Source organism: Kribbella amoyensis (assembly GCF_007828865.1).
Classification (GTDB): Bacteria; Actinomycetota; Actinomycetes; order Propionibacteriales; family Kribbellaceae; genus Kribbella; species Kribbella amoyensis.
This window is the reverse complement of sequence record NZ_VIVK01000001.1, coordinates 6407784-6431159: the sequence shown is the minus strand read 5'-3', so window position 1 is coordinate 6431159 and position 23376 is coordinate 6407784. Positions and strand designations below refer to the sequence as shown.

General features: G+C 70.2%; 27 protein-coding genes. 23 read left to right on the top strand and 4 right to left on the bottom strand.

The features are described 5' to 3' along the window. The first annotated feature begins 34 nt into the window (after window positions 1–34). A complete protein-coding gene (gene aroQ, locus FB561_RS29900) occupies window positions 35–487 on the top strand; it encodes a type II 3-dehydroquinate dehydratase (protein ID WP_145812510.1) in 453 nt (150 codons plus the stop codon). Here aroQ and FB561_RS29895 read toward each other — a convergent pair. Then, window positions 471–1385 (bottom strand): EamA family transporter, encoded by a 915-nt coding sequence (locus FB561_RS29895; protein ID WP_145812508.1) that lies wholly within the window; start codon window positions 1383–1385, stop codon window positions 471–473. The genes aroQ and FB561_RS29895 overlap by 17 nt on opposite strands. A 76-nt stretch (window positions 1386–1461) precedes the next feature. On the opposite strand from FB561_RS29895, the gene FB561_RS29890 reads away from it, so the two are divergent. Continuing rightward, window positions 1462–1959, top strand: coding sequence for a MarR family winged helix-turn-helix transcriptional regulator (locus FB561_RS29890; protein WP_145812506.1), 498 nt, complete (start codon window positions 1462–1464; stop codon window positions 1957–1959). A 4-nt stretch (window positions 1960–1963) separates the two neighbouring features. Further along, the gene (fxlM, locus tag FB561_RS29885; RefSeq protein WP_238335126.1) at window positions 1964–3178 is read left to right on the top strand and encodes a methyltransferase, FxLD system; all 1215 of its coding nucleotides are present in this window, start codon (window positions 1964–1966) and stop codon (window positions 3176–3178) included. 4 nt (window positions 3179–3182) lie between these two features. Here the strand turns inward: fxlM and FB561_RS29880 are convergent, their stop codons facing one another. Next, entirely contained in the window at window positions 3183–3962 is a 780-nt protein-coding gene (locus FB561_RS29880) for a hypothetical protein (protein WP_145812504.1), read from the bottom strand. Between the two features lie 141 nt (window positions 3963–4103). Here FB561_RS29880 and efp point away from each other — a divergent pair, with 141 nt between their 5' ends. Together efp and nusB are read left to right on the top strand one after the other, a co-directional pair. Continuing rightward, window positions 4104–4667 carry an elongation factor P gene (gene efp, locus FB561_RS29875; RefSeq protein ID WP_145812502.1) on the top strand — a complete coding sequence of 188 codons (564 nt, stop codon included), beginning with the start codon at window positions 4104–4106 and terminating at the stop codon, window positions 4665–4667. A 21-nt stretch (window positions 4668–4688) separates the two neighbouring features. Further along, window positions 4689–5099, top strand: a complete 411-nt coding sequence (nusB, locus tag FB561_RS29870; RefSeq protein WP_145812500.1) for a transcription antitermination factor NusB — start codon at window positions 4689–4691, stop codon at window positions 5097–5099. A 350-nt stretch (window positions 5100–5449) separates the two neighbouring features. Here nusB and bldD read toward each other — a convergent pair whose 3' ends face one another. Beyond that, a complete protein-coding gene (gene bldD / locus FB561_RS29865) occupies window positions 5450–5965 on the bottom strand; it encodes a transcriptional regulator BldD (protein WP_145812498.1) in 516 nt (171 codons plus the stop codon). Window positions 5966–6181: 216 nt separating this feature from the next. On the opposite strand from bldD, the gene pyrR reads away from it, so the two are divergent. From pyrR to FB561_RS29775, 18 genes are all read left to right on the top strand, one after another. Then, the gene (gene pyrR, locus FB561_RS29860; protein ID WP_145812496.1) at window positions 6182–6778 is read left to right on the top strand and encodes a bifunctional pyr operon transcriptional regulator/uracil phosphoribosyltransferase PyrR; all 597 of its coding nucleotides are present in this window, start codon (window positions 6182–6184) and stop codon (window positions 6776–6778) included. Next, window positions 6778–7722, top strand: coding sequence for an aspartate carbamoyltransferase catalytic subunit (locus tag FB561_RS29855; protein WP_145813474.1), 945 nt, complete (start codon window positions 6778–6780; stop codon window positions 7720–7722). Before pyrR ends, FB561_RS29855 begins: the two co-directional genes overlap by 1 nt. After that, the gene (locus FB561_RS29850; protein WP_145812494.1) at window positions 7719–9044 is read left to right on the top strand and encodes a dihydroorotase; all 1326 of its coding nucleotides are present in this window, start codon (window positions 7719–7721) and stop codon (window positions 9042–9044) included. The genes FB561_RS29855 and FB561_RS29850 overlap by 4 nt, the downstream gene beginning before the upstream one ends. Further along, window positions 9041–9532, top strand: coding sequence for a PH-like domain-containing protein (locus FB561_RS29845; RefSeq protein ID WP_145812492.1), 492 nt, complete (start codon window positions 9041–9043; stop codon window positions 9530–9532). Before FB561_RS29850 ends, FB561_RS29845 begins: the two co-directional genes overlap by 4 nt. Continuing rightward, window positions 9529–10650: a glutamine-hydrolyzing carbamoyl-phosphate synthase small subunit gene (carA, locus tag FB561_RS29840; RefSeq protein ID WP_145812491.1), complete on the top strand. Its 1122-nt coding sequence runs from the start codon at window positions 9529–9531 to the stop codon at window positions 10648–10650. The genes FB561_RS29845 and carA overlap by 4 nt, the downstream gene beginning before the upstream one ends. Further along, entirely contained in the window at window positions 10650–13979 is a 3330-nt protein-coding gene (carB, locus tag FB561_RS29835; protein WP_145812489.1) for a carbamoyl-phosphate synthase large subunit, read from the top strand. Before carA ends, carB begins: the two co-directional genes overlap by 1 nt. Further along, window positions 13976–15070: a quinone-dependent dihydroorotate dehydrogenase gene (locus FB561_RS29830; RefSeq protein WP_202880779.1), complete on the top strand. Its 1095-nt coding sequence runs from the start codon at window positions 13976–13978 to the stop codon at window positions 15068–15070. The genes carB and FB561_RS29830 overlap by 4 nt, the downstream gene beginning before the upstream one ends. Next, window positions 15057–15914: an orotidine-5'-phosphate decarboxylase gene (pyrF, locus tag FB561_RS29825; protein WP_238335125.1), complete on the top strand. Its 858-nt coding sequence runs from the start codon at window positions 15057–15059 to the stop codon at window positions 15912–15914. Before FB561_RS29830 ends, pyrF begins: the two co-directional genes overlap by 14 nt. Beyond that, window positions 15914–16312 (top strand): hypothetical protein, encoded by a 399-nt coding sequence (locus tag FB561_RS29820; protein ID WP_145812488.1) that lies wholly within the window; start codon window positions 15914–15916, stop codon window positions 16310–16312. Before pyrF ends, FB561_RS29820 begins: the two co-directional genes overlap by 1 nt. Window positions 16313–16559: 247 nt before the next feature. Further along, window positions 16560–16931 carry a hypothetical protein gene (locus FB561_RS29815; RefSeq protein ID WP_145812486.1) on the top strand — a complete coding sequence of 124 codons (372 nt, stop codon included), beginning with the start codon at window positions 16560–16562 and terminating at the stop codon, window positions 16929–16931. 204 nt (window positions 16932–17135) lie between these two features. Further along, complete coding sequence (locus tag FB561_RS29810; protein WP_145812484.1) at window positions 17136–17507, top strand: hypothetical protein; 372 nt, start codon at window positions 17136–17138, stop codon at window positions 17505–17507. Between the two features lie 59 nt (window positions 17508–17566). Then, a complete protein-coding gene (gene mihF / locus FB561_RS29805) occupies window positions 17567–17881 on the top strand; it encodes an integration host factor, actinobacterial type (RefSeq protein WP_145812483.1) in 315 nt (104 codons plus the stop codon). Window positions 17882–17925: 44 nt separating this feature from the next. Next, window positions 17926–18561 carry a guanylate kinase gene (gmk, locus tag FB561_RS29800; RefSeq protein ID WP_420371351.1) on the top strand — a complete coding sequence of 212 codons (636 nt, stop codon included), beginning with the start codon at window positions 17926–17928 and terminating at the stop codon, window positions 18559–18561. 2 nt (window positions 18562–18563) lie between these two features. Then, the gene (gene rpoZ, locus FB561_RS29795; RefSeq protein WP_145812478.1) at window positions 18564–18878 is read left to right on the top strand and encodes a DNA-directed RNA polymerase subunit omega; all 315 of its coding nucleotides are present in this window, start codon (window positions 18564–18566) and stop codon (window positions 18876–18878) included. A gap of 10 nt (window positions 18879–18888) precedes the next feature. Next, on the top strand, window positions 18889–20187 hold the full coding sequence (gene coaBC / locus FB561_RS29790) for a bifunctional phosphopantothenoylcysteine decarboxylase/phosphopantothenate--cysteine ligase CoaBC (protein WP_238335124.1): 1299 nt from the start codon (window positions 18889–18891) through the stop codon (window positions 20185–20187). A gap of 88 nt (window positions 20188–20275) precedes the next feature. Beyond that, window positions 20276–20740, top strand: coding sequence for a DUF4395 domain-containing protein (locus FB561_RS29785; RefSeq protein ID WP_170284807.1), 465 nt, complete (start codon window positions 20276–20278; stop codon window positions 20738–20740). Window positions 20741–20916: 176 nt separating this feature from the next. Further along, entirely contained in the window at window positions 20917–21435 is a 519-nt protein-coding gene (locus FB561_RS29780) for a DUF4265 domain-containing protein (RefSeq protein ID WP_145812476.1), read from the top strand. Between the two features lie 134 nt (window positions 21436–21569). After that, entirely contained in the window at window positions 21570–22712 is a 1143-nt protein-coding gene (locus FB561_RS29775) for a winged helix DNA-binding domain-containing protein (protein ID WP_145812474.1), read from the top strand. A 20-nt stretch (window positions 22713–22732) separates the two neighbouring features. Here FB561_RS29775 and FB561_RS29770 read toward each other — a convergent pair whose 3' ends face one another. Next, the gene (locus FB561_RS29770) at window positions 22733–23374 is read right to left on the bottom strand and encodes a class I SAM-dependent methyltransferase (RefSeq protein ID WP_145812472.1); all 642 of its coding nucleotides are present in this window, start codon (window positions 23372–23374) and stop codon (window positions 22733–22735) included. Window positions 23375–23376 lie beyond the last annotated feature (2 nt).

Genomic DNA, 23376 nt, shown 5'->3' with positions numbered 1-23376 from the left:
TCCAGGATTCTGGCAGGGGCACTAGGGTTGGACCGTGACTGACGCGGCCGCCGCCGGGCGGAGAGTACTGGTGCTGAACGGTCCGAACCTGGGCCGGCTCGGATCGAGGGAGCCGGACGTGTACGGCGCGACGACGTTCGCCGACCTGGTCGCCGACTGCGAGAAGACCGGCGCCGACCTCGGCCTGGCGGTCGAGGTCCGGCAGACCGACGACGAGTCCGAGCTGGTCGGCTGGCTGCACGAGGCGGCCGACGCGAAGACCCCGGTGGTGCTCAACCCGGCGGCCTTCACCCACTACTCGTACGCCCTGCGCGACGCCTGCGCCCAGCGCACGGCCCCGCTGATCGAGATCCACATCAGCAACCCGGCGGCCCGCGAGGAGTTCCGGCACACCAGCGTCGTCGCGGGCGTGGCGACCGGCACCATCGCCGGCTTCGGCCTCGACTCCTACCGGCTGGCCCTCCGCGCCATCACGACGCTGCCCTGAAGACCACAGCCGGCCGCTCGGCCGGCACCAACGGCACCGGGCGTGGCTTCTTGCGGGTCTGTGCGGTGACGAGGGCGACGAGCACGATCAGGCCGCCGAGGATCTGGACCGCGGTGAGGCGCTGGTCGAGGGCGAGCCAGCCGAGTGCCGTGGCGACCACGGGGCTGAGCAGTCCGAGGAAGGTGACGTTCGTCGGCGGCAGGCTCCGCAGTCCGCGGAACCACAGCGCATACGCGAGCGCCGACCCGACCAGCGTGAGATACGCGTACCCCGCGACATTCCCAACGGTCAGCGAACTCGGCAGCCCGCCTTCGACGAGCAGCGCGACCGGTAGCAGGACGACACCGCCTGCTACGAGCTGCCAGCCCGTGGTCGCGAGCAGGGGAGCGGGCGACGTCCACCGCTTGCTCAGCACCACACCGGTCGCCATCACCACCGCACCACCGAGCGCGGCCGCGACGCCCCACGCATCCAGCCGCGCGTCGGCCCGAAGGACGAGCAGGCTCACCCCGAACACTCCGGCGACCGCGGCGAGCGTCGTCCGCAGCGTCATCCGCTGAGCGAGCAACCCGGCCGACAGCACCGCCACCAGCAGCGGCTGCACCGCGCCGACCGTCGCCGCGACCCCACCCGGCAGGCGGTACGCCGCGACGAACAGCAGCGCGAAGAAGGCGCCGATGTTGAGCGTGCCGAGGACGAACGCCCGCCACCACCAGTGGCCCTGGGGCAGTCGCCGGGTGAACGCGATCAGGAGGAGTCCGGCCGGCAGCGCCCGCAGGACGCCGGCGAGAAGGGGACGACCAGGCGGAAGCAGTTCCGTCGTGACGAGATACGTGGTTCCCCACAGCGCGGGAGCCAGCGCGGTGGTGAGGATCAGGCGGAGTCGATTGCTTAGCACTAAAACAAAGTACCTCAGCGCTAAGCAAAACGACAGAGGTTTAGCTCACTGCTAAGCGAGCCACTAGGCTGGGTGAATGGCAGATCACGTCGACCTGGTGCTCGCGCAGTGGAGCGAGCGGCGCCCCGACCTGGACGCCTCGCCGATGGCGGTGATGGGCCGGCTGAAGCGGCTCGCCCAGCTGGTCGACACCGAGTTGCGCCGCAACTTCGCCCGGTACGACCTGGACTCGCCGTCGTTCGACGTGCTCGCGACGCTGCGCCGGAGCAACGCCGAGCACAGCCTCACCCCGGCCGGCCTGATGCGCTCGTCGATGGTCACCTCCGGCGCGATCACCCAGCGGCTGGACCGGTTGGAGGCACGCGGCCTGGTGCGGCGGACGCCGAGCGAGACCGACGGCCGCGGCGTCCGGGTGACGCTGACCGAGGAGGGCCTGCAGGTGATCGACGCGGTCCTCCCGGCGCATGTGGAGACCGAGGATAAGCTGCTCCAGGCGCTGTCCGGACCGGAACGCGAAGCCCTGGCGAGTACGCTCAGGACCTTGCTCGAGTCTCTCGGCGACCGGACGGACTGACCTGATGAATGCCTTGGGCAACGATTCCCGGTACGCCGGATCGTTGCGCTCGGCCCTGGCCGCCAAGCTGGTCGACACCGGCGCGATCCGGAGCCGCCCGGTCGCGGCCGCGGTCCGGTCGGTCCCACGGCACCTCTTCGTCCCGAACGTGTCGCTGGAGATCGCGTACACCGACGACGTGGTGCTGATGAAGAGCGACGACGCCGGGACCGCGATCAGTACCGTGTCCCAGCCGACCGTGGTCGCGATGATGCTGGAGCAGGCCGGGATCGCGCCCGGCCATCGCATTCTGGAGATCGGCTCCGGCGGGTACAACGCCGCCCTGATGAGCGAGCTCGCCGGACCCGGCGGCGCGGTGACCTCGATCGACATCGACGCCGAGGTGACCTCGCGCGCTCGCCAGGCGCTGGCCGGCACCGGGTACCAGGGAGTGCGGGTGTTCCAGGCGGACGGGCAGTTCGGCTGGCCGGAGGGCGCACCGTACGACCTTGTCCTGCTCACCGTGACCGCCGAGGACATCGCGCCCGCCTGGCTGGACCAGCTCGCCGAGGGCGGCCGCCTCGTCGTCCCGCTGCGGCTGCGCGGGCAGACCAGGTCGATCGCGTTCGACAAGGTCCAGGGGGTGCTGCACGGCCGGTCGAGCGTGCTGTGCGGATTCGTCTCGATGCAGGGCGCCGGGACGACCGACGGGCAGGTCGTCCGGCTCGACGGCGACAAGATCGTGCTGACGTTCGACGAGGACCAGGTGATCGACGGGGGAGCGCTGCAGGGGATCCTGCGCCAGCCACCACGGCTGAGTTGGTGCGGCATCCTGATCGACCGCGAGGAGCCGTTCTCCAACCTGGACCTCTGGCTGGCCACCAGGTTCCCCGGGTACTGCGTGCTGTCCGCCCACCGCTCGTCGATCAAGAGCGGATTGGTCAGCCCAGTACTGCAGTGGGGTGGCGCCGCCGTCGTGGAAGGCGGCTCGCTCGCCTATCTGACCTCACGGCCGAGCCCGGCGCCGCACCTGATCGAGCTCGGCATCATCGCCCACGGCCCGACCGCGAAACGCCTGGCAGATCACCTGGCCGGCGAGATCACCGCCTGGGACCAGACCCACCGGCACGGCCCGGGCCCGCGGTTCACCGTCCATCCGAAGACGACGCCCGCGACCGATCCGCCGGGCCGTCCCGACGTGACCACCCGCCACACCCTCGTGACGGTCCACTGGCCCTGACGGATCAGGGTTTCTGCGGGCGGCCCTGGGTGCGGACGGTCTCCCAGAGTTCGTTGATGTCGCTGCGGTCGTCCTCGTCCTTCGGCTCGGTCCAGCCGCTGGCCCAGACGTTCTCCTCGGGATCGGTGTCGAAGATGGACTCCGAGAAGGCGGTCGAGCCGATGTAGCGGTTCTCGTCCTCGTCGCGAGGGTTCTCGCCTTGCTCGGCCCGGCGAGGCGTGGTGGGTTGCTGTTGTGGCGCGGCGGGGGTGACGAGATTGCGGGCGTACTCCTGCGCCTCGATGATGTCGAGATCGCGCTCGTCGCAGAGCAGCCGGACGGCGCCGACCTCGTTGCCGGCCGCCATCAGCTCGCGGACCTGGGCGTCGATGTCGTTGTTCGTCGCGGGGAGCCTGTGCTGCGGCGGGCGATGCGCCGGGACCGCCTGTGTGGGCGGCGGTCCGTACGAAGGCAGCCAGTTCGACCCCTGCTGACCCTGCCCGTTCGGCACCGGAGCCGGGTACTGCCCAGGCGCCGCGAACTGCCCTGGTGCCGGCTGCGGAACTCCGGTCGGTCCGGGCCCGTACTGTGCGACACCGGGCGCCGGACCCGTCGGCTGGGTGTACTGGCCCTGGAACTGGGTCGGCTGGTTGCCGCCTTGCTGGGCCTGGATGCGTTCGAGCATGCGCTGGACCCGAGGGCTCGGCGCGCCCGACGCGCCACTGGGGGAGCTCGTGCGTTCGTTGACCTTCTTCACCACGGCGCCGATGATCACGATCACCGCGAACAGGACGATCTCGAACATCTACCAGGCCTCCCGGCGCCGCTGTCGGAGCTGCTGCTCGGCCCAGCCTAGGGCCCGGTGGGTCCGTGCGAATCGTTCGTTCCGGCCGGTGACCGCTACAATCGCCTGACCGCTGATCTGATTCTCGAAGGGTACCCACGCGTGGCAACGACGAACGACCTCAAGAACGGCATGGTGCTCAACCTGGATGGGCAGCTGTGGTCCGTCGTGTGGTTCCAGCACCACAAGCCCGGTAAGGGCGGCGCCGTGGTCCGCACCAAGCTGAAGAACGTGCTGTCCGGCAAGGTGGTCGACAAGACCTTCAACGCCGACGTCAAGGTCGAGGTGGCCAACGTCGACAAGCGCGACATGACCTACCTGTACAACGACGGCACCGCGTACGTGTTCATGGACAAGAGCACCTACGACCAGCTGCAGATCGAGCCGGACACCGTCGGCGACGCCTCGCACTTCCTGCTGGAGAACCAGGATGCCATCGTCGCGGTGCACAACGACATCCCGCTGTACGTCGAGCTCCCGGCCTCGGTCGAGCTCGTGGTGGAGTACACCGAGCCGGGCCTGCAGGGTGACCGGTCCAGCGCCGGGACCAAGCCGGCCAAGCTGGAGACCGGGTACACGATCCAGGTCCCGCTGTTCCTGACCACCGGCGAGAAGGTCAAGGTCGACACCCGCTCCGGGGACTACCTCGGCCGCGTCAGCAGCTGACCGGAGAGCTGACAACCGAACATGTCTGCCCGTAGCAAGGCCCGCAAGCGCGCCCTCGACGTGCTGTACGAGTCCGAGGTCCGGGGGCTGCCGGTCGGCGGCACCCTGGCCGATCGGGTGGCCGACAACGACCCGCCGGTGAACGAGTTCACGGTGGCCCTGGTCGAGGGGGTCGCCGAGCACATCGAGTCGATCGACGAGTTGCTCGGTACCCACTCGGTCGGCTGGACGCTGGACCGGATGCCGGCCGTCGACCGCAACATCCTGCGGCTCGGTGCGTACGAGCTGCTGTTCGACGACGACGTACCGGACGTGGTGGCCGTCAGCGAGGCGGTCGCGCTCGCGCGGGATCTGTCCACCGACGAGTCGCCGGCGTTCGTCAACGGACTGCTGGCCCGGCTGCTGCAGCTCAAGCCCACCCTCGGCGTCTGACCGCCGGGGTTCGAAAGGTCCGGAAAAGACAACAGGCCCGGTACCGCCTCGGTGCGGTGCCGGGCCGACTCGACGTCCCCGTGTGCGGCGCGGGGGGAACGGCCCCGGCCTGATCGAGCGGTCCCTGTGCAGGGGCCGGCCCGTGCTGCTCGTGTGCAGCTCTTCAGAGCGGTAGTGCGAACTACCTCACTTCGGTCCGGTTGCGATCAGCTGGGCGTTCAACGGGTACGTCCAGCTGCCGGCAACAGGTCTGGCTGGTGGCCCGTCCCAGTGAAGTGGGGCGGGCAGGCGGCCGCGGGCAAGCTGCTACGAGCCCCGACCGTCTTGTCACGCCACGACGGCAGGCGCGGTCAGGCGCCGGCAGCCTCGGTCGGCTCCTCGACGTCGCCCTTCGCCTCCGGGTTCAGCACACCCCAGGAGATGAAGCGCTCGGTCAGGGTGGTCGGCGACTCGTCGTAGATCACGGCGAGGGTGCGCATGTCGTCCTGACGGATCGACAGCACCTTGCCGTTGTAGTCGCCACGCTGCGCCTGGATGGTCGCCGCGTACCGGGTCAGTGGCCCGGCCTCTCCGGCGTCCAGGTGCTGCAGGGCCTCCAGGTCGAGGATCAACCTGGGCGGTGCGGCAGCAGCCGCGGCCGCGCTGGCGGAACCGGGCAGGAGTTCACGGATCGGCACACCGTAGAAATCGGCGAGCTCCGCGAGCTTCTGGACGGTGACGGCCCGATCGCCACGCTCGTACGAGCCGACGACGACCGCCTTCCAGCGACCCTTGGACTTCTCTTCCACGCCGTGCAGCGAGAGGCCCTGCTGCTGGCGGATGGCGCGCAATTTGCCGCCCAGTGTCTTCGCGTATTCGCTAGGCACGCTGGTACTTCCCTCCGACTTTGATCGATACCTTGTGGCTCCGGTCAACGGTTTGACCGGGGCCGTTGGGTGAAACCCCCCACGGTTACACAGAGTAACAATATTCCGGAGCGGAGGCCAGCGTCAAGACGGCGTGTCACTTCCGATAGCATGTCAAGTAGTCCGAACGTCCTTTAAAGACCCGTCCCGTGAGGCGGGAAAGGAGGAACGGTTGCGATGAGCCCTGCCTCGATGCCGGAGTCGACCGACTCACACGCGGCACCGCGCACAGTGCTGGATGCATCCGACATTTCCCGGGCGCTGACCCGGATCGCGCACGAGATCCTCGAGCGCAACCGGGGCGCCGACCCCGTCGTACTCCTCGGCATTCCCACCCGCGGCGTCGGTCTCGCCGCCCGGATCTCGGAGCGGATCGCCGCGGTCGAGGGGCAGAGCGTACCGACAGGGTCACTCGACGTGACCATGTACCGCGACGACATCGGCCTCAAACCGGCCCGCGCCCTGGAGCACACCGCCATCCCGGCCGGCGGGATCGACGGCAAGGTCGTCGTCCTGGTCGACGACGTGCTGTTCTCCGGCCGGACCATCCGGGCCGCGCTGGACGCGATCGGCGACATCGGCCGGCCGAGGGCGGTCCAGCTCGCCGTCCTGGTCGACCGCGGCCACCGCGAACTGCCGATCCGCGCCGACTACGTCGGCAAGAACCTGCCCACCTCGCTGGTCGAGCGGGTCACCGTCCACCTGACCGAGTACGACGGGTCCGACGCCGTCGTGATCGCCGACAAGCCGGCCGCCAAGGGAGCCACCGCGTGATGCGCCACCTGTTGAGCGCGGGCGACCTGTCCCGCGACGACGCCCACCTGATCCTGGACACCGCCGAGGAGATGCGCTCGCTGGCGGACCGGCCGATCAAGAAGCTGCCCGCCCTGCGCGGCCGGACCGTGGTGAACCTGTTCTTCGAGGACTCCACCCGGACCCGGATCTCGTTCGAGGCGGCGGCCAAGCGGTTGTCGGCCGACGTGATCAACTTCTCCGCCAAGGGCTCCAGCGTGAGCAAGGGCGAGAGCCTGAAGGACACCGCGCTGACCCTGCAGGCGATGGGCGCCGACGGCGTCGTCTGCCGGCACGGCTCGTCCGGCGCCCCACACGTCCTGGCGAACTCGGGCTGGCTCCGCGGCTCGGTGGTGAACGCGGGCGACGGGACCCACGAGCACCCGACCCAGGCGCTGCTGGACGCCTTCACGATGCGCCGCCACCTCGGGTCGCTCGAGGGCCGCCGGATCACGATCGTCGGCGACGTCCTGCACAGCCGGGTGGCCCGGTCGAACGTGCTGCTGCTGTCCACGCTCGGCGCCGAGGTCACCGTGGTCGCCCCGCCGACGCTGCTGCCGGTCGACATGACCAACTGGCCGTGCGTCACGTCCTACGACCTGGACGCCGTGCTGCCGAAGAGCGACGCCGTGATGATGCTGCGGGTCCAGCGTGAGCGGATGAACGACGCGTACTTCCCGAGCGCCCGCGAGTACACCCGGCGGTACGGGCTGGACGTGCACCGGATGGCGCAGCTGCCCGACGAGGCGATCGTGCTGCACCCCGGCCCGATGAACCGCGGCGTCGAGATCAGCGCGCAGGTCGCCGACTCCACCCGCTCGGTCATCGTCGAGCAGGTCACCAACGGCGTCGCGATCCGGATGGCCGTCCTCTACCTGCTGTTGTCCGGAAGCAACGAGACCACTACCGAGGAGCAGACCGCATGACCGCGTACTTCATCACCGGCGCCGAGATCCTGGGCGGTGACGCGGCCGACCTGCTCGTCGACAACGGCGAGATCGTTGCCGTCGGCCCGAACCTGGCCAAGCCCGAGGGGGCCGAGACGGTCGACGCCCGCGGCCTGATCGCGTTGCCCGGCCTGGTCGACCTGCACACCCACCTGCGCGAGCCGGGCCGGGAGGACGCCGAGACGGTCCTCACCGGGACCCGCGCCGCCGCGATGGGCGGGTTCACCGCGGTGTACGCGATGGCCAACACCGACCCGGTCGCGGACACCGCCGGCGTGGTCGAGCAGGTCTGGCGGCTCGGGCGCGAGGCCGGGTACGCCGAGGTGTACCCGATCGGCGCGGTCACGGTCGGCCGGAAGGGGACCCAGCTGGCCGAGCTCGGCGCGATGGCGGACTCGGCGGCCCGGGTCCGGGTGTTCTCCGACGACGGCGACTGTGTCTGGGACGCGGCGCTGATGCGGCGCGCGCTCGAGTACGTGAAGGCGTTCGACGGCGTGATCGCCCAGCACGCCCAGGAGCCGCGACTGACCGAGGGCGCGCAGATGAACGAGGGCGCGCTGTCCGGGGTGCTCGGCCTGACCGGCTGGCCGAGTGTCGCCGAGGAGGCGATCATCGCCCGCGACATCCTGCTGAACGCGCACGTCGGGTCCAAGCTGCACATCTGCCACCTGTCCACCAAGGGCTCGGTGGAGATCGTCCGGGCGGCGAAGCGGCGCGGATTCGAGGTCACTGCCGAGGTCACCCCGCACCACCTGCTGCTGACCGAGGACCTGGCCACGTCGTACAACCCGGTCTACAAGGTGAACCCGCCGCTGCGGACCAAGGCCGACGTCGAGGCGGTCCGCGAGGGCCTGGCCGACGGCACCATCGACATCGTCGCCACCGACCACGCGCCGCACCCGGTCGAGGACAAGGACTGCGAGTGGAGCGCGGCCGCGTTCGGGATGACCGGCCTGGAGACCGCGCTCAGCGTCGTCCAGCACACGATGGTGGACACCAAGCTGCTGACCTGGGCCGACGTGGCCGACCGGATGAGCTACCGCCCGGCCGCGATCGGGCAGGCGAGCGAGCACGGCCGCCGGCTGGAGGCCGGCGCCCCCGCGAACCTGGTGCTCGTCGACCCGGCGGTCGAGCGGGTCGTGGTCCCGGACGAGTCGACCTCGCTCTCGCGGAACACGCCGTTCGAGGGCATGACACTGCCGGGCCGCGTGGTCGCCACCTTCCTGCACGGGACACCGACTGTCCTTGACGGGAAGCTCACGACCGGGGCGGCGGGGCGGGGAAGGAATCCAGGCGAGTGAGGACCTTCCTGGGGATCGCCGGGACGCTGTTGATCATCGCCGTCGCGTACTTCGGGATGTACCGCGGCTGGCGGAACCGGCAGCACCGTCAGTCCGGCCTGGCACCGCTGCCCGCGGTCCCGGCGACCGGCACCCTCCGCGGGATCGAGGGCGTGTACGTCGCGACCACGACCGCGGGCGACTGGATGGACCGGATCGCCGTGCACGAGCTCGGCGTCCGCAGCACCGCCGACCTGGCCGTCAGTGACGCCGGCCTGACCTTCCACCGCCAGGGCGCCGCGGACGTGTTCATCCCCGCGGACCACCTGACCGGCGTCCGGACCGACCGCGGTATCGCCGGCAAGGTGACCGCGGAGGCGTCCGGGCTGGTGGTGGTGAGCTGGCGGCACGACGGCCGCGAACTCGACACCGGGTTCCGCCCGCGCCGCAAGGCCGACACGGCCCCCTTGACCGAATCCATTGCCACCCTGATCGGAGCAGAGCGTTGAGTCAGCCTGCACTGCTGGTCCTCGAGGACGGCCGCGCGTTCGCCGGCACGTCCTACGGAGCGACCGGCGAGACCTTCGGCGAGGCCGTCTTCAGCACCGGGATGACCGGCTACCAGGAGACCCTGACCGACCCCTCGTACCACCGCCAGATCGTCACCCAGACCGCCCCGCACATCGGCAACACCGGGGTGAACGACGAGGACGACGAGTCGCAGAAGATCTGGGTCGCGGGGTACGTCGTCCGCGACCCCGCCCGGGTGCCGTCGAACTGGCGCGCCACCCGCTCCCTGGACGACCAGCTCCAGGCCCAGGGCATCGTCGGCATCGCCGGGATCGACACCCGCGCGCTGACCCGGCACCTGCGCGAGCGCGGCGCGATGCGGGCCGGCATCTCCACCGAGATCCTGGACCCGGCCGAGCTGCTGGCGAAGGTGCTCGAACAGCCGCCGATGACCGGCGCCGACCTGGCCACCGAGGTGACCACCTTCGAGCCGTACGTGGTGCCGGCCGAGGGGGCGAAGCGGTTCACCGTGGTCGCGCTCGACCTCGGCATCAAGACGATGACGCCGAAGCGGATGGCCGAGCGCGGCATCGAGGTGCATGTGCTGCCGGCCACCGCGACGCTGGAGGAGATCCTCGCGCGCGACCCGGACGGCATCTTCATGAGCAACGGCCCGGGCGACCCGGAGACCACCGAGCACCCGACCACGCTGCTGAAGGCGCTGCTGGAGCGGGACAAGCCGTACTTCGGCATCTGCTTCGGCAACCAGGTCTTCGGCCGCGCGCTCGGTCTGGGCACGTTCAAGCTGAAGTACGGCCACCGCGGCATCAACCAGCCGGTGCTCGACCGGGCCACCGGCAAGGTCGAGATCACCGCGCAGAACCACGGGTTCGCCGTGGACGCGCCGATCGAGGAGGCCGTCGAGACGCCGTACGGGACCGCCGAGGTCAGTCACGTCTCGCTCAACGACAACGTGGTCGAAGGGCTCCGGCTGACCGGGAAGGACGGCCGGGTGCTGGCCTTCTCGGTGCAGTACCACCCCGAGGCGGCGGCCGGTCCGCACGACTCGGCGTACCTGTTCGACCGGTTCGTAGAGCTCATGGAAGGTCGCCGCTGATGCCCCGCCGTACAGACATCGACTCGGTCCTGGTGATCGGCTCCGGCCCGATCGTGATCGGCCAGGCCTGCGAGTTCGACTACTCCGGGACCCAGGCCTGCCGGGTGCTCAAGGAGGAGGGGTTCAGGGTCATCCTGGTCAACTCCAACCCGGCCACGATCATGACCGACCCGGAGTTCGCCGACGCGACGTACGTCGAGCCGATCACGCCGGAGTTCGTCGAGAAGGTGATCGAGAAGGAGCGTCCGAACGTCCTGCTCGCCACCCTCGGCGGCCAGACCGCGCTGAACGCCGCCATCGCCCTGCACGACAACGGGGTGCTGGACAAGTACGGCGTCGAGCTGATCGGCGCCTCGGTGGACGCGATCCAGCGCGGCGAGAACCGGGAGTCCTTCAAGCAGATCGTCGAGAAGCTCGGCGCCTCGGTCGCCCGCTCGGTGATCTGCCACTCGCTCGACGACGTCCTCGGCGCCGCGGCCCAGCTCGGGTACCCGCTGGTCGTGCGGCCCTCGTTCACGATGGGCGGCGTCGGCTCCGGGATGGCCTACGACGAGGCCGACCTGCGCCGGATCGCCGGGGCGGGCCTGCACGCGAGCCCGACCACCGAGGTGCTGATCGAGGAGTCGATCGTCGGGTGGAAGGAGTACGAGCTGGAGGTGATGCGCGACAAGGCCGACAACGTCGTGATCATCTGCTCGATCGAGAACGTCGACCCGATGGGCGTGCACACCGGTGACTCGGTCACGGTGGCGCCGGCGATGACGCTGACCGACCGCGAGTACCAGGTGATGCGGGACCTCGCGATCGGCATCATCCGCGAGGTCGGGGTGGACACCGGTGGCTGCAACATCCAGTTCGCGGTGAACCCGGCGGACGGCCGGCTGATCGTGATCGAGATGAACCCGCGGGTGTCCCGCTCGTCCGCGCTGGCGTCGAAGGCGACCGGGTTCCCGATCGCCAAGATCGCCGCCAAGGTCGCGATCGGGTACACCCTGGACGAGATCCCCAACGACATCACCCAGCAGACCCCGGCCAGCTTCGAGCCGACGCTGGACTACGTGGTGGTGAAGGTGCCGCGGTTCGCGTTCGAGAAGTTCCCGGCCGCGGACGCCACCCTGACGACGCACATGAAGAGCGTCGGCGAGGCGATGGCGATCGGGCGCAACTACACCGAGGCGCTGCAGAAGGCGCTGCGCTCGCTGGAGAAGCCCGAGGCCCGGTTCTCCTGGGCGGGCTCGCCGGCGACCGAGCTGGAGCCGCTGCTGGAGGCGATCAGGACGCCGCACGACGGCCGGCTGCGGACCGTCATGGACGCGATCCGGGCCGGGGCGACGGCCGAGCAGATCTTCGCCGCGACCAAGATCGACCCGTGGTTCGTGGACCAGCTGTTCCTGATCCACGAGACCGCGCTCCAGGTCGCGGCCGCGCCCCGGCTGACCCCGGAGATCCTGCGGCTGGCGAAGCGGCACGGGTTCTCGGACCTGCAGCTGGCCGAGATCCGCCAGCTGACCGAGGACGTCGTCCGCGGGGTGCGGCAGGCGCTCGGGATCCGGCCGGTGTACAAGACCGTCGACACCTGCGCGGCCGAGTTCGCCGCGACCACGCCGTACCACTACTCCTCCTACGACGAGGAGACCGAGGTCGCACCGCGCGAGACCCCGGCCGTCCTGATCCTGGGCTCCGGCCCGAACCGGATCGGCCAGGGCATCGAGTTCGACTACTCCTGCGTGCACGCGTCGATGGCGCTGCGCGACGCGGGGTACTGCACCGTGATGGTGAACTGCAACCCGGAGACCGTCTCGACCGACTACGACACCTCCGACCGGCTCTACTTCGAGCCGCTCACCTGCGAGGACGTGCTCGAGATCGTGTACGCCGAGATGCAGGCGGGCCCGGTCGCCGGGGTCATCGTGCAACTCGGTGGGCAGACCCCGCTGGGGCTCGCGCAGCGCCTGGCCGACGCGGGCGTACCGATCGTCGGCACGTCGCCGGAGGCCATTCACCTGGCCGAGGAGCGGGGCGCGTTCGGCAAGGTGCTCGCGGACGCCTCGCTGCCGGCGCCGAAGCACGGCACCGCCATGTCCGCCGCCGAGGCGCACGCGGTCGCGGCCGAGATCGGGTTCCCGGTGCTCGTCCGGCCGTCGTACGTGCTCGGTGGCCGCGGGATGGAGATCGTGTACAGCGAGGCGGAGCTGACCGCCGCGCTCGGCCGGTTGAGCGGTGGCGCCGGTTCGTGGGAGCACCCGGTGCTGATCGACCGGTTCCTCGACGACGCGGTCGAGATCGACGTGGACGGGCTGTTCGACGGCGAGGAGCTGTTCCTCGGTGGCGTGATGGAGCACATCGAGGAGGCCGGGGTGCACTCCGGCGACTCGTCCTGCGCGCTGCCGCCGATCACCTTGGGCAACGCCGACATCGAGAAGATCCGGCAGTCGACCGAGGCGATCGCGCGGGGCGTCGGCGTCCGCGGGCTGCTGAACGTCCAGTACGCGCTGGCCGGCGACGTGCTGTACGTGCTGGAGGCCAACCCGCGGGCCTCGCGGACGGTGCCGTTCGTCTCCAAGGCGACGGCGACGCCGCTGGCGAAGGCGGCCGCCCGGGTGATGCTCGGGGCGTCGATCGCCTCGCTGCGGGCCGAGGGGATGCTGCCGGCGACCGGGGACGGCGGGACGTTGCCGCCCTCGACGCCGATCGCGGTCAAGGAGGCCGTGATGCCGTTCAACCGGTTCCGCACCCTGGACGGCTCGTCGGTCGACACCGTGCTCGGCCCGGAGATGAAGTCGACCGGTGAGGTGATGGGCATCGACGACACCTTCGGCACGGCGTTCGCCAAGTCGCAGGGTGGCGCGTCGCAGCCGTTGCCGGGGTCGGGCAAGGTCTTCGTCTCGGTCGCGAACCGGGACAAGCGGCACATGATCTTCCCGGTCAAGCGGCTGGCCGACCTCGGCTTCCAGATCTACGCGACCGAGGGCACCGCCGACGTCCTGCGGCGTAACGGGGTCGAGGCGGTCACGGTCCGCAAGAGCAGCCAGGGACCGGGCCCGAACGGGGAGCCGACGATCGTCCAGATGGTCCAGGACGGTGAGCTGAACCTGATCGTCAACACCCCGATCGGGATCACCCAGGGCGGGTCGCCGCGCATCGACGGGTACGAGATCCGCAGCGTGGCCGTGGCCCGGAACATCCCGTGCATCACCACGGTCCAGGGTCTGGCGGCCGCGGTCCAGGGGATCGAGGCGCAGCGGGCCGGCGACATCGGCGTCCGGTCCCTGCAGGACTGGGTCGGCCGGATCCGCGGGACCGAGACCGGCGCCGTGGTGGAGGGTTGAGCCAGGTGTACCGCCGGGTGGTCAGGCCGGTGCTGTACCGGCTGGGGCGCGGGGACGCCGAGGTCGCGCACGAGCAGACGTTGCACGGGTTGCGGCGGCTGAGCCGGGTCCCCGGCACGGTCGGCGCGCTCTCGCGGACGTACGGCGCCCTCCCGGCCGGGCTCGGGCGGACCGTCTTCGGCGTCCGCTTCCCGAGCCCGGTCGGGCTGGCCGCCGGGATGGACAAGAACGGTGTCGCCCTGCCGGCCTGGCGGGCCCTCGGCTTCGGCTTCGTCGAGGTCGGTACCGTCACGGCCCAGCCGCAGCCGGGGAACGAGAAGCCGCGGCTGTTCCGGTTGGTCGAGAGCGAGGCCGTGATCAACCGGATGGGCTTCAACAACCTCGGCTCGGCCGCGCTGGCCGAACGGCTGGCCGGCTACGGCGACCTCGGGTACCCGCTCGGCATCAGCATCGGAAAGTCCAAGGTGACGCCGCTGGCGGACGCCGTCGAGGACTACGTGACGTCGCTGCGCCGGCTCTACCGGTACGGCGACTACTTCGCGGTCAACGTGAGTTCGCCGAACACGCCGGGCCTGCGCAGCCTGCAGGACGCGGGCCACCTCCGCGAGCTGCTGGCCGCGTTGCACACCGAGGCCGCCGGGATGAGTTCTGGTGGCCGGGCCGGCAAGCCGATCCTGGTGAAGATCGCCCCCGACCTGACCGAGCAGGCGATCGACGAGTTGCTCGGCGTCTGCACCGAGGTCGGTGTCGCGGGCATCATCGCGACCAACACGACCATCGGCCGGTCGGGTCTGGCACCCGCCGACCAGGCCCTCGCGGCCGAGGCTGGTGGTTTGTCCGGCCGACCGCTGACCGAGACCTCCGCCAAGACGGTGGCCCACATCCATGGCGAGACCGGGGGAGCGCTGCCGATCATCGGTGTCGGCGGCGTCCTGGAGCCCTCGGACGCGGCCCGCCTGTTCGACGCGGGTGCGAGCCTCGTCCAGCTGTACACCGGCCTGATCTACCGCGGCCCGGGTCTGGTCCGCCGGACGAACCGGCTGCTCGCCGATCACTCCGACCCCACTGAGGACCTTGATGAGAGTGCGTGACGTCCCTATGAGCAACCAGCCCTTCGGAACCCGGCTCCGCGCCGTCATGGACCAGCGCGGCCCGCTCTGCGTCGGGATCGACCCGCACGCCCACCTCCTCGACGGGTGGGGCCTGCCCGACACCGCCGAGGGCCTGGCCACCTTCACGTACGGCGTGGTCGACGCGCTGGCCGACCGGGTCGCCGTGTTCAAGCCGCAGTCCGCGTTCTTCGAGCGGTTCGGCTCGGCCGGGATCGCGGTGCTCGAGCAGGCCACGATCCGGCTCCGCGAAGCGGGTGCGCTGGTCATCATCGACGCCAAGCGCGGCGACATCGGCTCCACCATGGCCGGGTACGCCGCGGCCTACCTGGCCGAGAAGGCGCCGCTCGCCTGCGACGCGCTCACGGTGAGCCCGTACCTCGGGTTCGGCTCCCTCCAGCCCACGATCGACGTGGCGCGGGAGTCGGGTGCCGGCTTGTTCGTCCTCGCCCTGACGTCGAACCCGGAGGGCCCGCAGTTCCAGTCCGCCCGGACTGCGGCAGGTCCGACGGTGGCGGGCGCGGTCCTCGACGGGTTGCGCGAGCTGAACGCCGACGCCGAAGACCTCGGCTCCTTCGGCGCGGTCGTCGGTGCCACCATCGCCAAGACCACCGAGAACCTCGACATCCACGGACCGTTGCTGGCGCCGGGCCTGGGTGCCCAGGGCGCGACCGCGGAGAGCCTGGTGGACGTCTTCGGTCCCGCCGTCCGCAACGTGGTCCCGTCGAGCTCCCGGGAGATCCTCGGCGCCGGCCCGGACGTGGTCGCTCTGCAGGACGCGGCGGCGCGGACGAACGACGCCTTCCGGACTGTGCTCGGTTACTGATGCGACGCCGGAGCACAATCGCCGCCGCGGTGCTGGTCCTCGCGGTGGCGCTCGGCCTGGTCGCGCTGTCGCTGCCGGCGCAGGACGGGCAGGACGAGGACTACTGCACCGGGCTGCAGAGCTACTACACCGCTCTCCAGAGCTTCGCGGGTCCCACGGACACGGCAGCGCTCGACCAGTTGGTCGATCAGGCCGACAACCTGTCCGAGTCGGCGCCGGAGGAATTGCGCGACGACTGGCGGGTCCTCGCGGACTATCTCGGCCTGCTGAGGTCGGCGGACGGCGATCCGCAGAAGCTCGCACAGCTCAGGCCGGCCGACCCGGAGGCCGTCACCGAGGCCGGACGGGCGATCGACGCGCACGGGCAACAGCAGTGCGGAGCGGGCGCCACGACCTGAGCCGCGCAGCGCTCGGTACTGCTTCGCCGCCGCGGTGTTGCTGTCGGCAACTGCCGCCGGCCGGGTACCTGACCGGTCAACTGCTTGCTGACGGCAACGCTGCCGACGCGCGACGTCACGGCGAGGTTCCACTTCCGGCCTGCGAGGTTCTTCACGGGCCGCTCGCGGGGGTCGGTGACCCTGTGATTCGGAAGAGTCGCGGAGGACGGGAAGCGAAAGACTCCCCGCGGCGACAGTTAGGACTGGAATGCGTAAGGTTGCGGCCCTCGCGGCGGTAGTGACAATCAGCGTCGGTGCTTTGACGGCGTGTTCGGGCGGCGACTACTGCGGCGACCTGAAGAGCTATGCCGAGGCGGCCAAGGGCCTCGACATCAAGGACAAGGACGCCGTCGACAAGATGCGCGGCGAGGCGGAGAAGCTGTCGAAGTCGGCTCCGGACGACCTGAAGGACGACTGGAAGGTCATTCTCGACTACACCGAGAAGGCCAAGGAAGCCGACGGCGACACCAACAAGCTGGCCGAGCTGGCCAAGGGTGACGGCGCCAAGGTCGGCCCGGCCTCCGAGGCGATCGCCAAGCACGCCAAGGACACCTGCAAGGTGGACCTCGAGAACTCCTGATCCAAGACGTCACAACGGCGGCACCCCACTGCGGGGCGCCGCCGTTGTCGTCGTTCCGTCGCTCTCGGCGACCACCGCGCTCCGGACCGGCGGGTCGGCAGGCGGCGAAAAGCGGGGTTTCCCGTTTCCTTGGTCACCCCCGGTAGCTTCGTCGCCAACACCCCCGAGGACCGACCCTCCCGACCCCCGAGGATGGACACCGCGATGCGTACCGCGCTGCTGACCGCGACCCTGATCGCCGGAGCCACCGCGCTCACCGCCTGCACCGAGGAGCAGGCGTACTGTGTCGACCTGGCCGGGTACGCCGCCTCCGCGGCCGACGTGGACCCGCAGAACCCGGCCGACTACACCAAGATCCTCGGCGACGCGAAGAAGCTGCAGGAGAGCGCGCCCGCCGAGGTGAAGGACGACTGGGGGACCGTGGTGTCGTTCGCGGAGCAGGCACAGAAGGCGGGTACGGACCGTGTCGAGCTGGCTCGGCTGAGCAAGCAGACCGGCGCCGTGACGTCGGCGTACAAGTCGATCGCGACACACGCGAAGGATTCCTGCAAGGTCGACGTCCCCGCGCTGACCTGAGCGCCGCCCGTCCCGTGTTAGGTTCAGCGGCGAAGCCACACAACGGGACAGGTGAAACGGTGCCACTTCCTACTTTGACCCCGGAGCAGCGGGCCGCTGCGCTGGACAAGGCCGCGGCCGCCCGCCGGGAGCGCGCTGAGATCAAGAACCGGATCCGGCACTCGGGGGCGTCTCCGACCGAGGTGCTCCACGAGGGACAGACGAACGACGTGATCGGCAAGATGCGGGTGAGCGCGCTGCTGCAGTGCATCCCCGGCGTCGGCAAGGTGCGCGCGCAGCAGATCATGCAGCGCGCCGGCATCTCCGAGACCCGGCGCGTCCGTGGGCTGGGTTCGAACCAGATCGCCGCGCTCGAGCGCGAATTCGCCGAGTGAGCCGGACCGAAGTCCTTTCCGGCTCGTTGGACACTGATGTGAAGATGACCATGGAGCGGACGGACGACGGGAAGACGGACGTGCGGGAGACAGCGGGGCTCGGGACCGGCGGCGCGAGGCTGACGGTGCTGGCCGGGCCGACCGCGGTGGGCAAGGGCACGGTCGCGGCCGACATCCGGGAGCGGTTCGAGGACGTCTGGATCTCGGTTTCCGCGACCACCCGCAAGGCGCGGCCGGGCGAGATCCACGGCGTGCACTACCTGTTCGTGTCGGACGAGGAGTTCGACCGGATGATCGCCGACGGCGAGCTGCTGGAGTGGGCGGTCGTGCACAAGGCGGCTCGCTACGGCACGCCGAAGCAGCCGGTGATCGACAAGCTGGCCGAGGGCCGGCCCGCGCTGCTGGAGATCGACCTGCAGGGTGCCCGCCAGGTCCGGGAGACGATGCCGGAGGCTCAGTTCGTCTTCCTCGCCCCGCCGAGCTGGGACGAACTGGTCCGCCGACTGGTCTTCCGGGGCACCGAAACGGCCGAGGAGCGGGAGCGCCGGCTGGAGACCGCGGTGCTCGAGCTGGCGGCCGAGAAGGAGTTCGACGTGACGATCGTGAACGCCTCGGTTCGGGAGGCGGCCGATCAGTTGGTAAAGTTGATCCGATCACCCCTTCCTTCTGGAAAGAGCTGAACTTGTCTGGCAACCAGCCTGTCGCCATCGGCATCACCTCTCCGCCGATCGACGACCTGCTCACCCGTACCGACTCCAAGTACAAGCTGGTCCTGTACTCGGCCAAGCGGGCGCGGCAGATCAACGCGTACTACTCCCAGCTCGGCGAGGGCCTGCTGGAGTACGTCGGCCCCCTGGTCGAGACCCACGTCCAGGAGAAGCCGCTCTCGATCGCGATGCGCGAGATCAACGAGGGCGTGCTGACCTGCACCGACATCGACCCCGAGGCCGAGGCGGAGGCCGCCGCGGCCGCTGCGGAGAAGTCCGCAGCGGAGTAACCACGCGTCGATGACCTCGACCGGGGACACCTCACCGGACCACGCCGCTTCCGGCGCCGCCGCTTCCGGCGAGCCGCCGAAGCGGCCGTCGGTCGTTCTGGGGGTCGGCGGTGGCATCGCGGCCTACAAGGTCTGCGACCTGCTCCGCCGGCTGACCGAGTCCGGGCACCGCGTCCGGGTGGTCCCGACCGCTGCCGCGCTGGAGTTCGTCGGCGCCGCCACCTGGGCGGCGCTGTCCGGCCAGCCGGTGACGCCGGACCCCTTCGACGCCGTCGAGGAGGTCCCGCACGTCCGGATCGGCAAGGGCGCGGACCTCGTCGTCGTCGCGCCCGCCACGGCGAACCTGATCGCCAAGGCGGCCCATGGCCTGGCCGACGACCTGCTCACCAACACGCTGCTCACCGCGCGCTGCCCGATCCTGTTCGCGGCCGCGATGCACACCGAGATGTGGGAGCACCCGGCCACCCAGGCGAACGTCGCCACTCTGCGGTCCCGTGGGATCACCGTGCTCGACCCCGCGGTCGGCCGGCTGACCGGTGCCGACACCGGCCGCGGCCGGCTGCCCGAGCCGTCCGAGATCTTCGCGATCAGCCAGCTGATGCTCGCCGACGAGGCGGCCCGCGCGGCCGGCGAGGCGGTGGCCGACCTGACCGGCAAGCACGTGCTGATCAGCGCCGGTGGGACCCGCGAGCACCTCGACCCGGTCCGGTACCTCGGCAACTCCTCGTCCGGCAAGCAGGGCTACGCGCTGGCCCGGATCGCGGCCGCCCGGGGTGCGAAGGTCACCCTGGTCGCGGCGAACTCCGAGCTGCCCGACCCGGCCGGCGTCCAGGTCGTCCCGGTCACCTCGACCCGTGACCTGTACGACGAGATCACCGGCCGGGCCGTGGACGCGGACGCGATCGTGATGGCGGCGGCCCCGGCCGACTTCCGCCCGGCCGACGTCGCCGAGCACAAGATCAAGAAGACCGCCGACGGGTCGGTCCCCGCGGTCAGCCTGGTGCAGAACCCGGACATCCTGGCGACGATCTCGCACGACCGGCAGCGCACCGACCAGGTCATCGTCGGGTTCGCGGCCGAGACCGGCGACGCGGAGCACAGCGTGCTCGAGCTCGGCCGGGCCAAGCTGGAGCGCAAGGGCTGCGACCTGCTGGTGGTGAACGACGTCTCCGGCGGCAAGGTCTTCGGCAGCGACCTGAACGAGGCGGTCATCCTGGACCGCGAAGGCACCGCCCTCCCGGTCCCGTCCGGCAGCAAGGACGCCCTGGCCGGCGTCATCTGGAACCTGGTCGCCACCCGCTGGTCCTGAGGCCAGGTTCGGTCCGAACAGCCGGAGGTGTCGGCCGGTTACCCTGATGGGGAGCGGCCGGTCGGCATCTCACTGTCTGGAGAAGCCTATGCGCAGCACCAGTGGTGGCGCGTGCCCGCTCCGCGCCCAGGTCGATCCGCGCCTCCTGCGCTTCAGCGCCGCGGCCACAGCCTGCGTGCTCGCCGTCGTGCTGCTCGTCGTCGGTGCTGCTCGACCGTTGGGTCTCGGCCTGCTCGCCTCCCAGGTCGCCGTGTTCGCGTTCACCGCCTTCGTGAGTTTTCAGTGGTCGGTGTGGGCGCAGCTCTTCGCCCGTTTCATCTGGCCGCGGATCGGAGCGCCGGCCGGGTTGGAGGATACCCGGCCGCCGAGATTCGCTCAGTTCGTGGGCTTCGCGTTCACAGCGGTGGCGCTGACCGCCTTTGTACTCGGCGCCGATGCGGCCGGCTACGGCCTGACCGCTCTCGCCTTCGCCGTGGCAGCCCTCAACGCATCCACCGGGCTGTGCTTGGGCTGCAAGGCCTACCAGCTGGTCAGCCGACGGAAGCCGGCCTGAGTTCCTGGTCGAAGGAGCACACGCATCGGGCGGCGGATGTCGTGTGCCACCTGATGTCTGACGTTTCCGTGCCAGCTGATGGTTGACACCCTGGTCTAGGAGACTGAGGGGACGACGCTCGTACGCTCAGCGGCCGGTGTACGGGTGTTCGGTCGGCCTACGAATAGGGTCACAGGGTGGATCACCAGTACAAGGAACACCCCACGGTGACGTGCTCGCTGATTGATGGGCAACTCGTCCCCGTGCCGGACTCGCTTGAGGCCGATGTCACGGTGTTGCTCGGGTTGCCCGAACATGGCGAAAGCGGCCAGACATGGGAGGTCTTGGTCGCCAAGCGACTGGCTAGCCAAGACAGGGTTGAGATTCGAGCCATCCCAATGTTCGCCTACGACCTGAACTACGGCGACGAGGTTGCAGTCCTGGCCTCTGCGGAGGGATCCCTGGTGGCGACGGGTATCTCGAAGGACAGCCGCAACTATACGTTCCGGATCTGGCTCGAGCATGGCGACTCGGATCAGATACGTCAGATCCTCACCGAGTTCGGTGGGATGGGATGCCTGGTCGAGGCGTACAGCGCCAAACTCATGGCGCTTTCATGCCCGGCAGATGCAGCCCAGGCCGTCGCAGACGCGCTTCAAAGCTGCGAACTTGAGGGGCGTTTCGTCTACGAGACCGGCCGCCAGAGGACACGCTGACATGCCGCGTTCCGCGCGGTCATGCCGGTGACAACCATCAGCTGGCACGCGACTGTCAAGCATCAGCCGTCACAGGACACATCGGGTGGCGAAGAGGTCAGGAGTTGTCCTCTTTGTCCCCTAGCGTTCTCGGTATGAGCGAACTCGAGTGGTCGTCCGTGGTGGCTCGGCGGATGGCTCGGCATCAGCTGCAGACTCCCGCCGCGAGTAGTCCGGCGGACGTTGTCCGGGCGATGTGCGGGGCGCATGCGCAGATCCTGTCCGCGGCTGAGGTGTCGGTCGCGCTGCGGATCGACGGTGCCACCCGGGCCGACGTGCAGACGGCGCTCTGGGTGGATCGGACGCTGGTGAAGACGTTCGGGCCGCGGGGGACCGTGCACCTCCTGCCGACCGAGGACCTGCCGCTGTGGACTGGTGCGTTGTCGGCGCTGCCGTGGTCCGGCGGTTCGCCCGTGCCCGAGGCGCGGATGACGGACGAGCAGACCGCGGCGGTGATCGCGGCGATCGGGGACGCCCTCGCCGCCGACGACCTCACCATCGACGAACTGACCGAGGAGGTGGTCGCGCGGGCCGGATCGTGGGCGGGGGACCTGGTGATGCCCGCGTTCCAGGTGATGTGGCCGCGCTGGCGCCAGGTGATCCCGGCCGCCGCGTGTGCGGGCGTGCTCTGTTACGGCCCGAACCGGGGCAGGCTGACGACGTACACGAACCCGCATCGCTTCGCGCCGCCGTTCGAGCCCGAGGACGGCGAGAAGGCGCTGACCGAGATCGTCCGGCGGTACCTCTACTCCTACGGACCGGCGACGCCGCAGCAGGTCGCGAAGTGGCTCAGTACGTCGCCCGCGTTCATGGCCCGCGTGTTCGAGCGCAGCGACCTGGCCGAGGTGGAGTTGAACGGCAACCAGGCCTGGCTCGTCCGTGGCGACACCGAGCTGCCGGACGCGTCCGCGAGCGGCGTCCGCCTGCTGCCGTACTTCGACGCGTACGCCGTCGGATCGCACCCGCGCGACCTGCTCTTCCCGGGCAAGGCGTGGACGCGCGCGTTGGCCGGGGGACAGGCGGGCAACTTCCCGGTCATGCTGATCGACGGCATCGTCGCCGGGGTCTGGCACCAACGCCGCTCCGGCCGGAAGCTCTCCGTGACCGTCGAACCACTCGGCCGCCTCACCGCCGCCCGTCGCCGAGCACTGGACGACGAGGTCACCCGCCTGGCCGAGATCCAGGACGCCAAGCCCGACCTGACCATCGGCGAGATCACCGTCGGGCCGCACGCCTGACTCGGCCCGCGGATTCTTGGTCAGCGCTCCAGTCCGACGACGGTCCAGGCCAGACCGCGATGCCGGTAGCTGACGGTCAGGCCCTGCGCCCTCAGTACCTCGATCATGGCGTCCGGTGGATGGGCGAAGGCCCGGAACGAGTTGCCGCGCAGGCGACGCAACAGGCTGTCGCACCAGAGGCCGCCGGTGATCAGGGGGTTGCGTGGCGGATGCGAGAACACCAGGAGTCGCCGCGCATGGCCACCGGCCGCCGTGAGCAGCTTCTGGTAGTCCGGATAGCAGCAGACGACTCGATGCAGCACCACGATGTCCGCCGGCTCGACCTCGTCCGGCACTGTCGCGATGTCCACGAACCGCCTGGCCACCCGCCCGGTCAGCCCGGACTGTTCGAGCAACTCGGCCGCTTCGTCCTCGTAACCGGTAGAGAGTTCCAGGTTCGTCGCCCGGTCGGCGCCCCGGCGGAGCAGCTCGACCTGGAGCTCGCCCACTCCGCCGCCGATCTCGAGCACCGTGGCGCCTCGTACCTCCCGCTGTTCCAAGAAGGACACCAGGCGCCGCTGGGTCCGGGTCAGGCCGCGCTTGCGGTACCGGCCGGCGACGCGCCGCGCGAACCCCGCGCCGAAGGTGGCGCGATAGCCGCGAGGATCACAGCAGTCGTCCATGA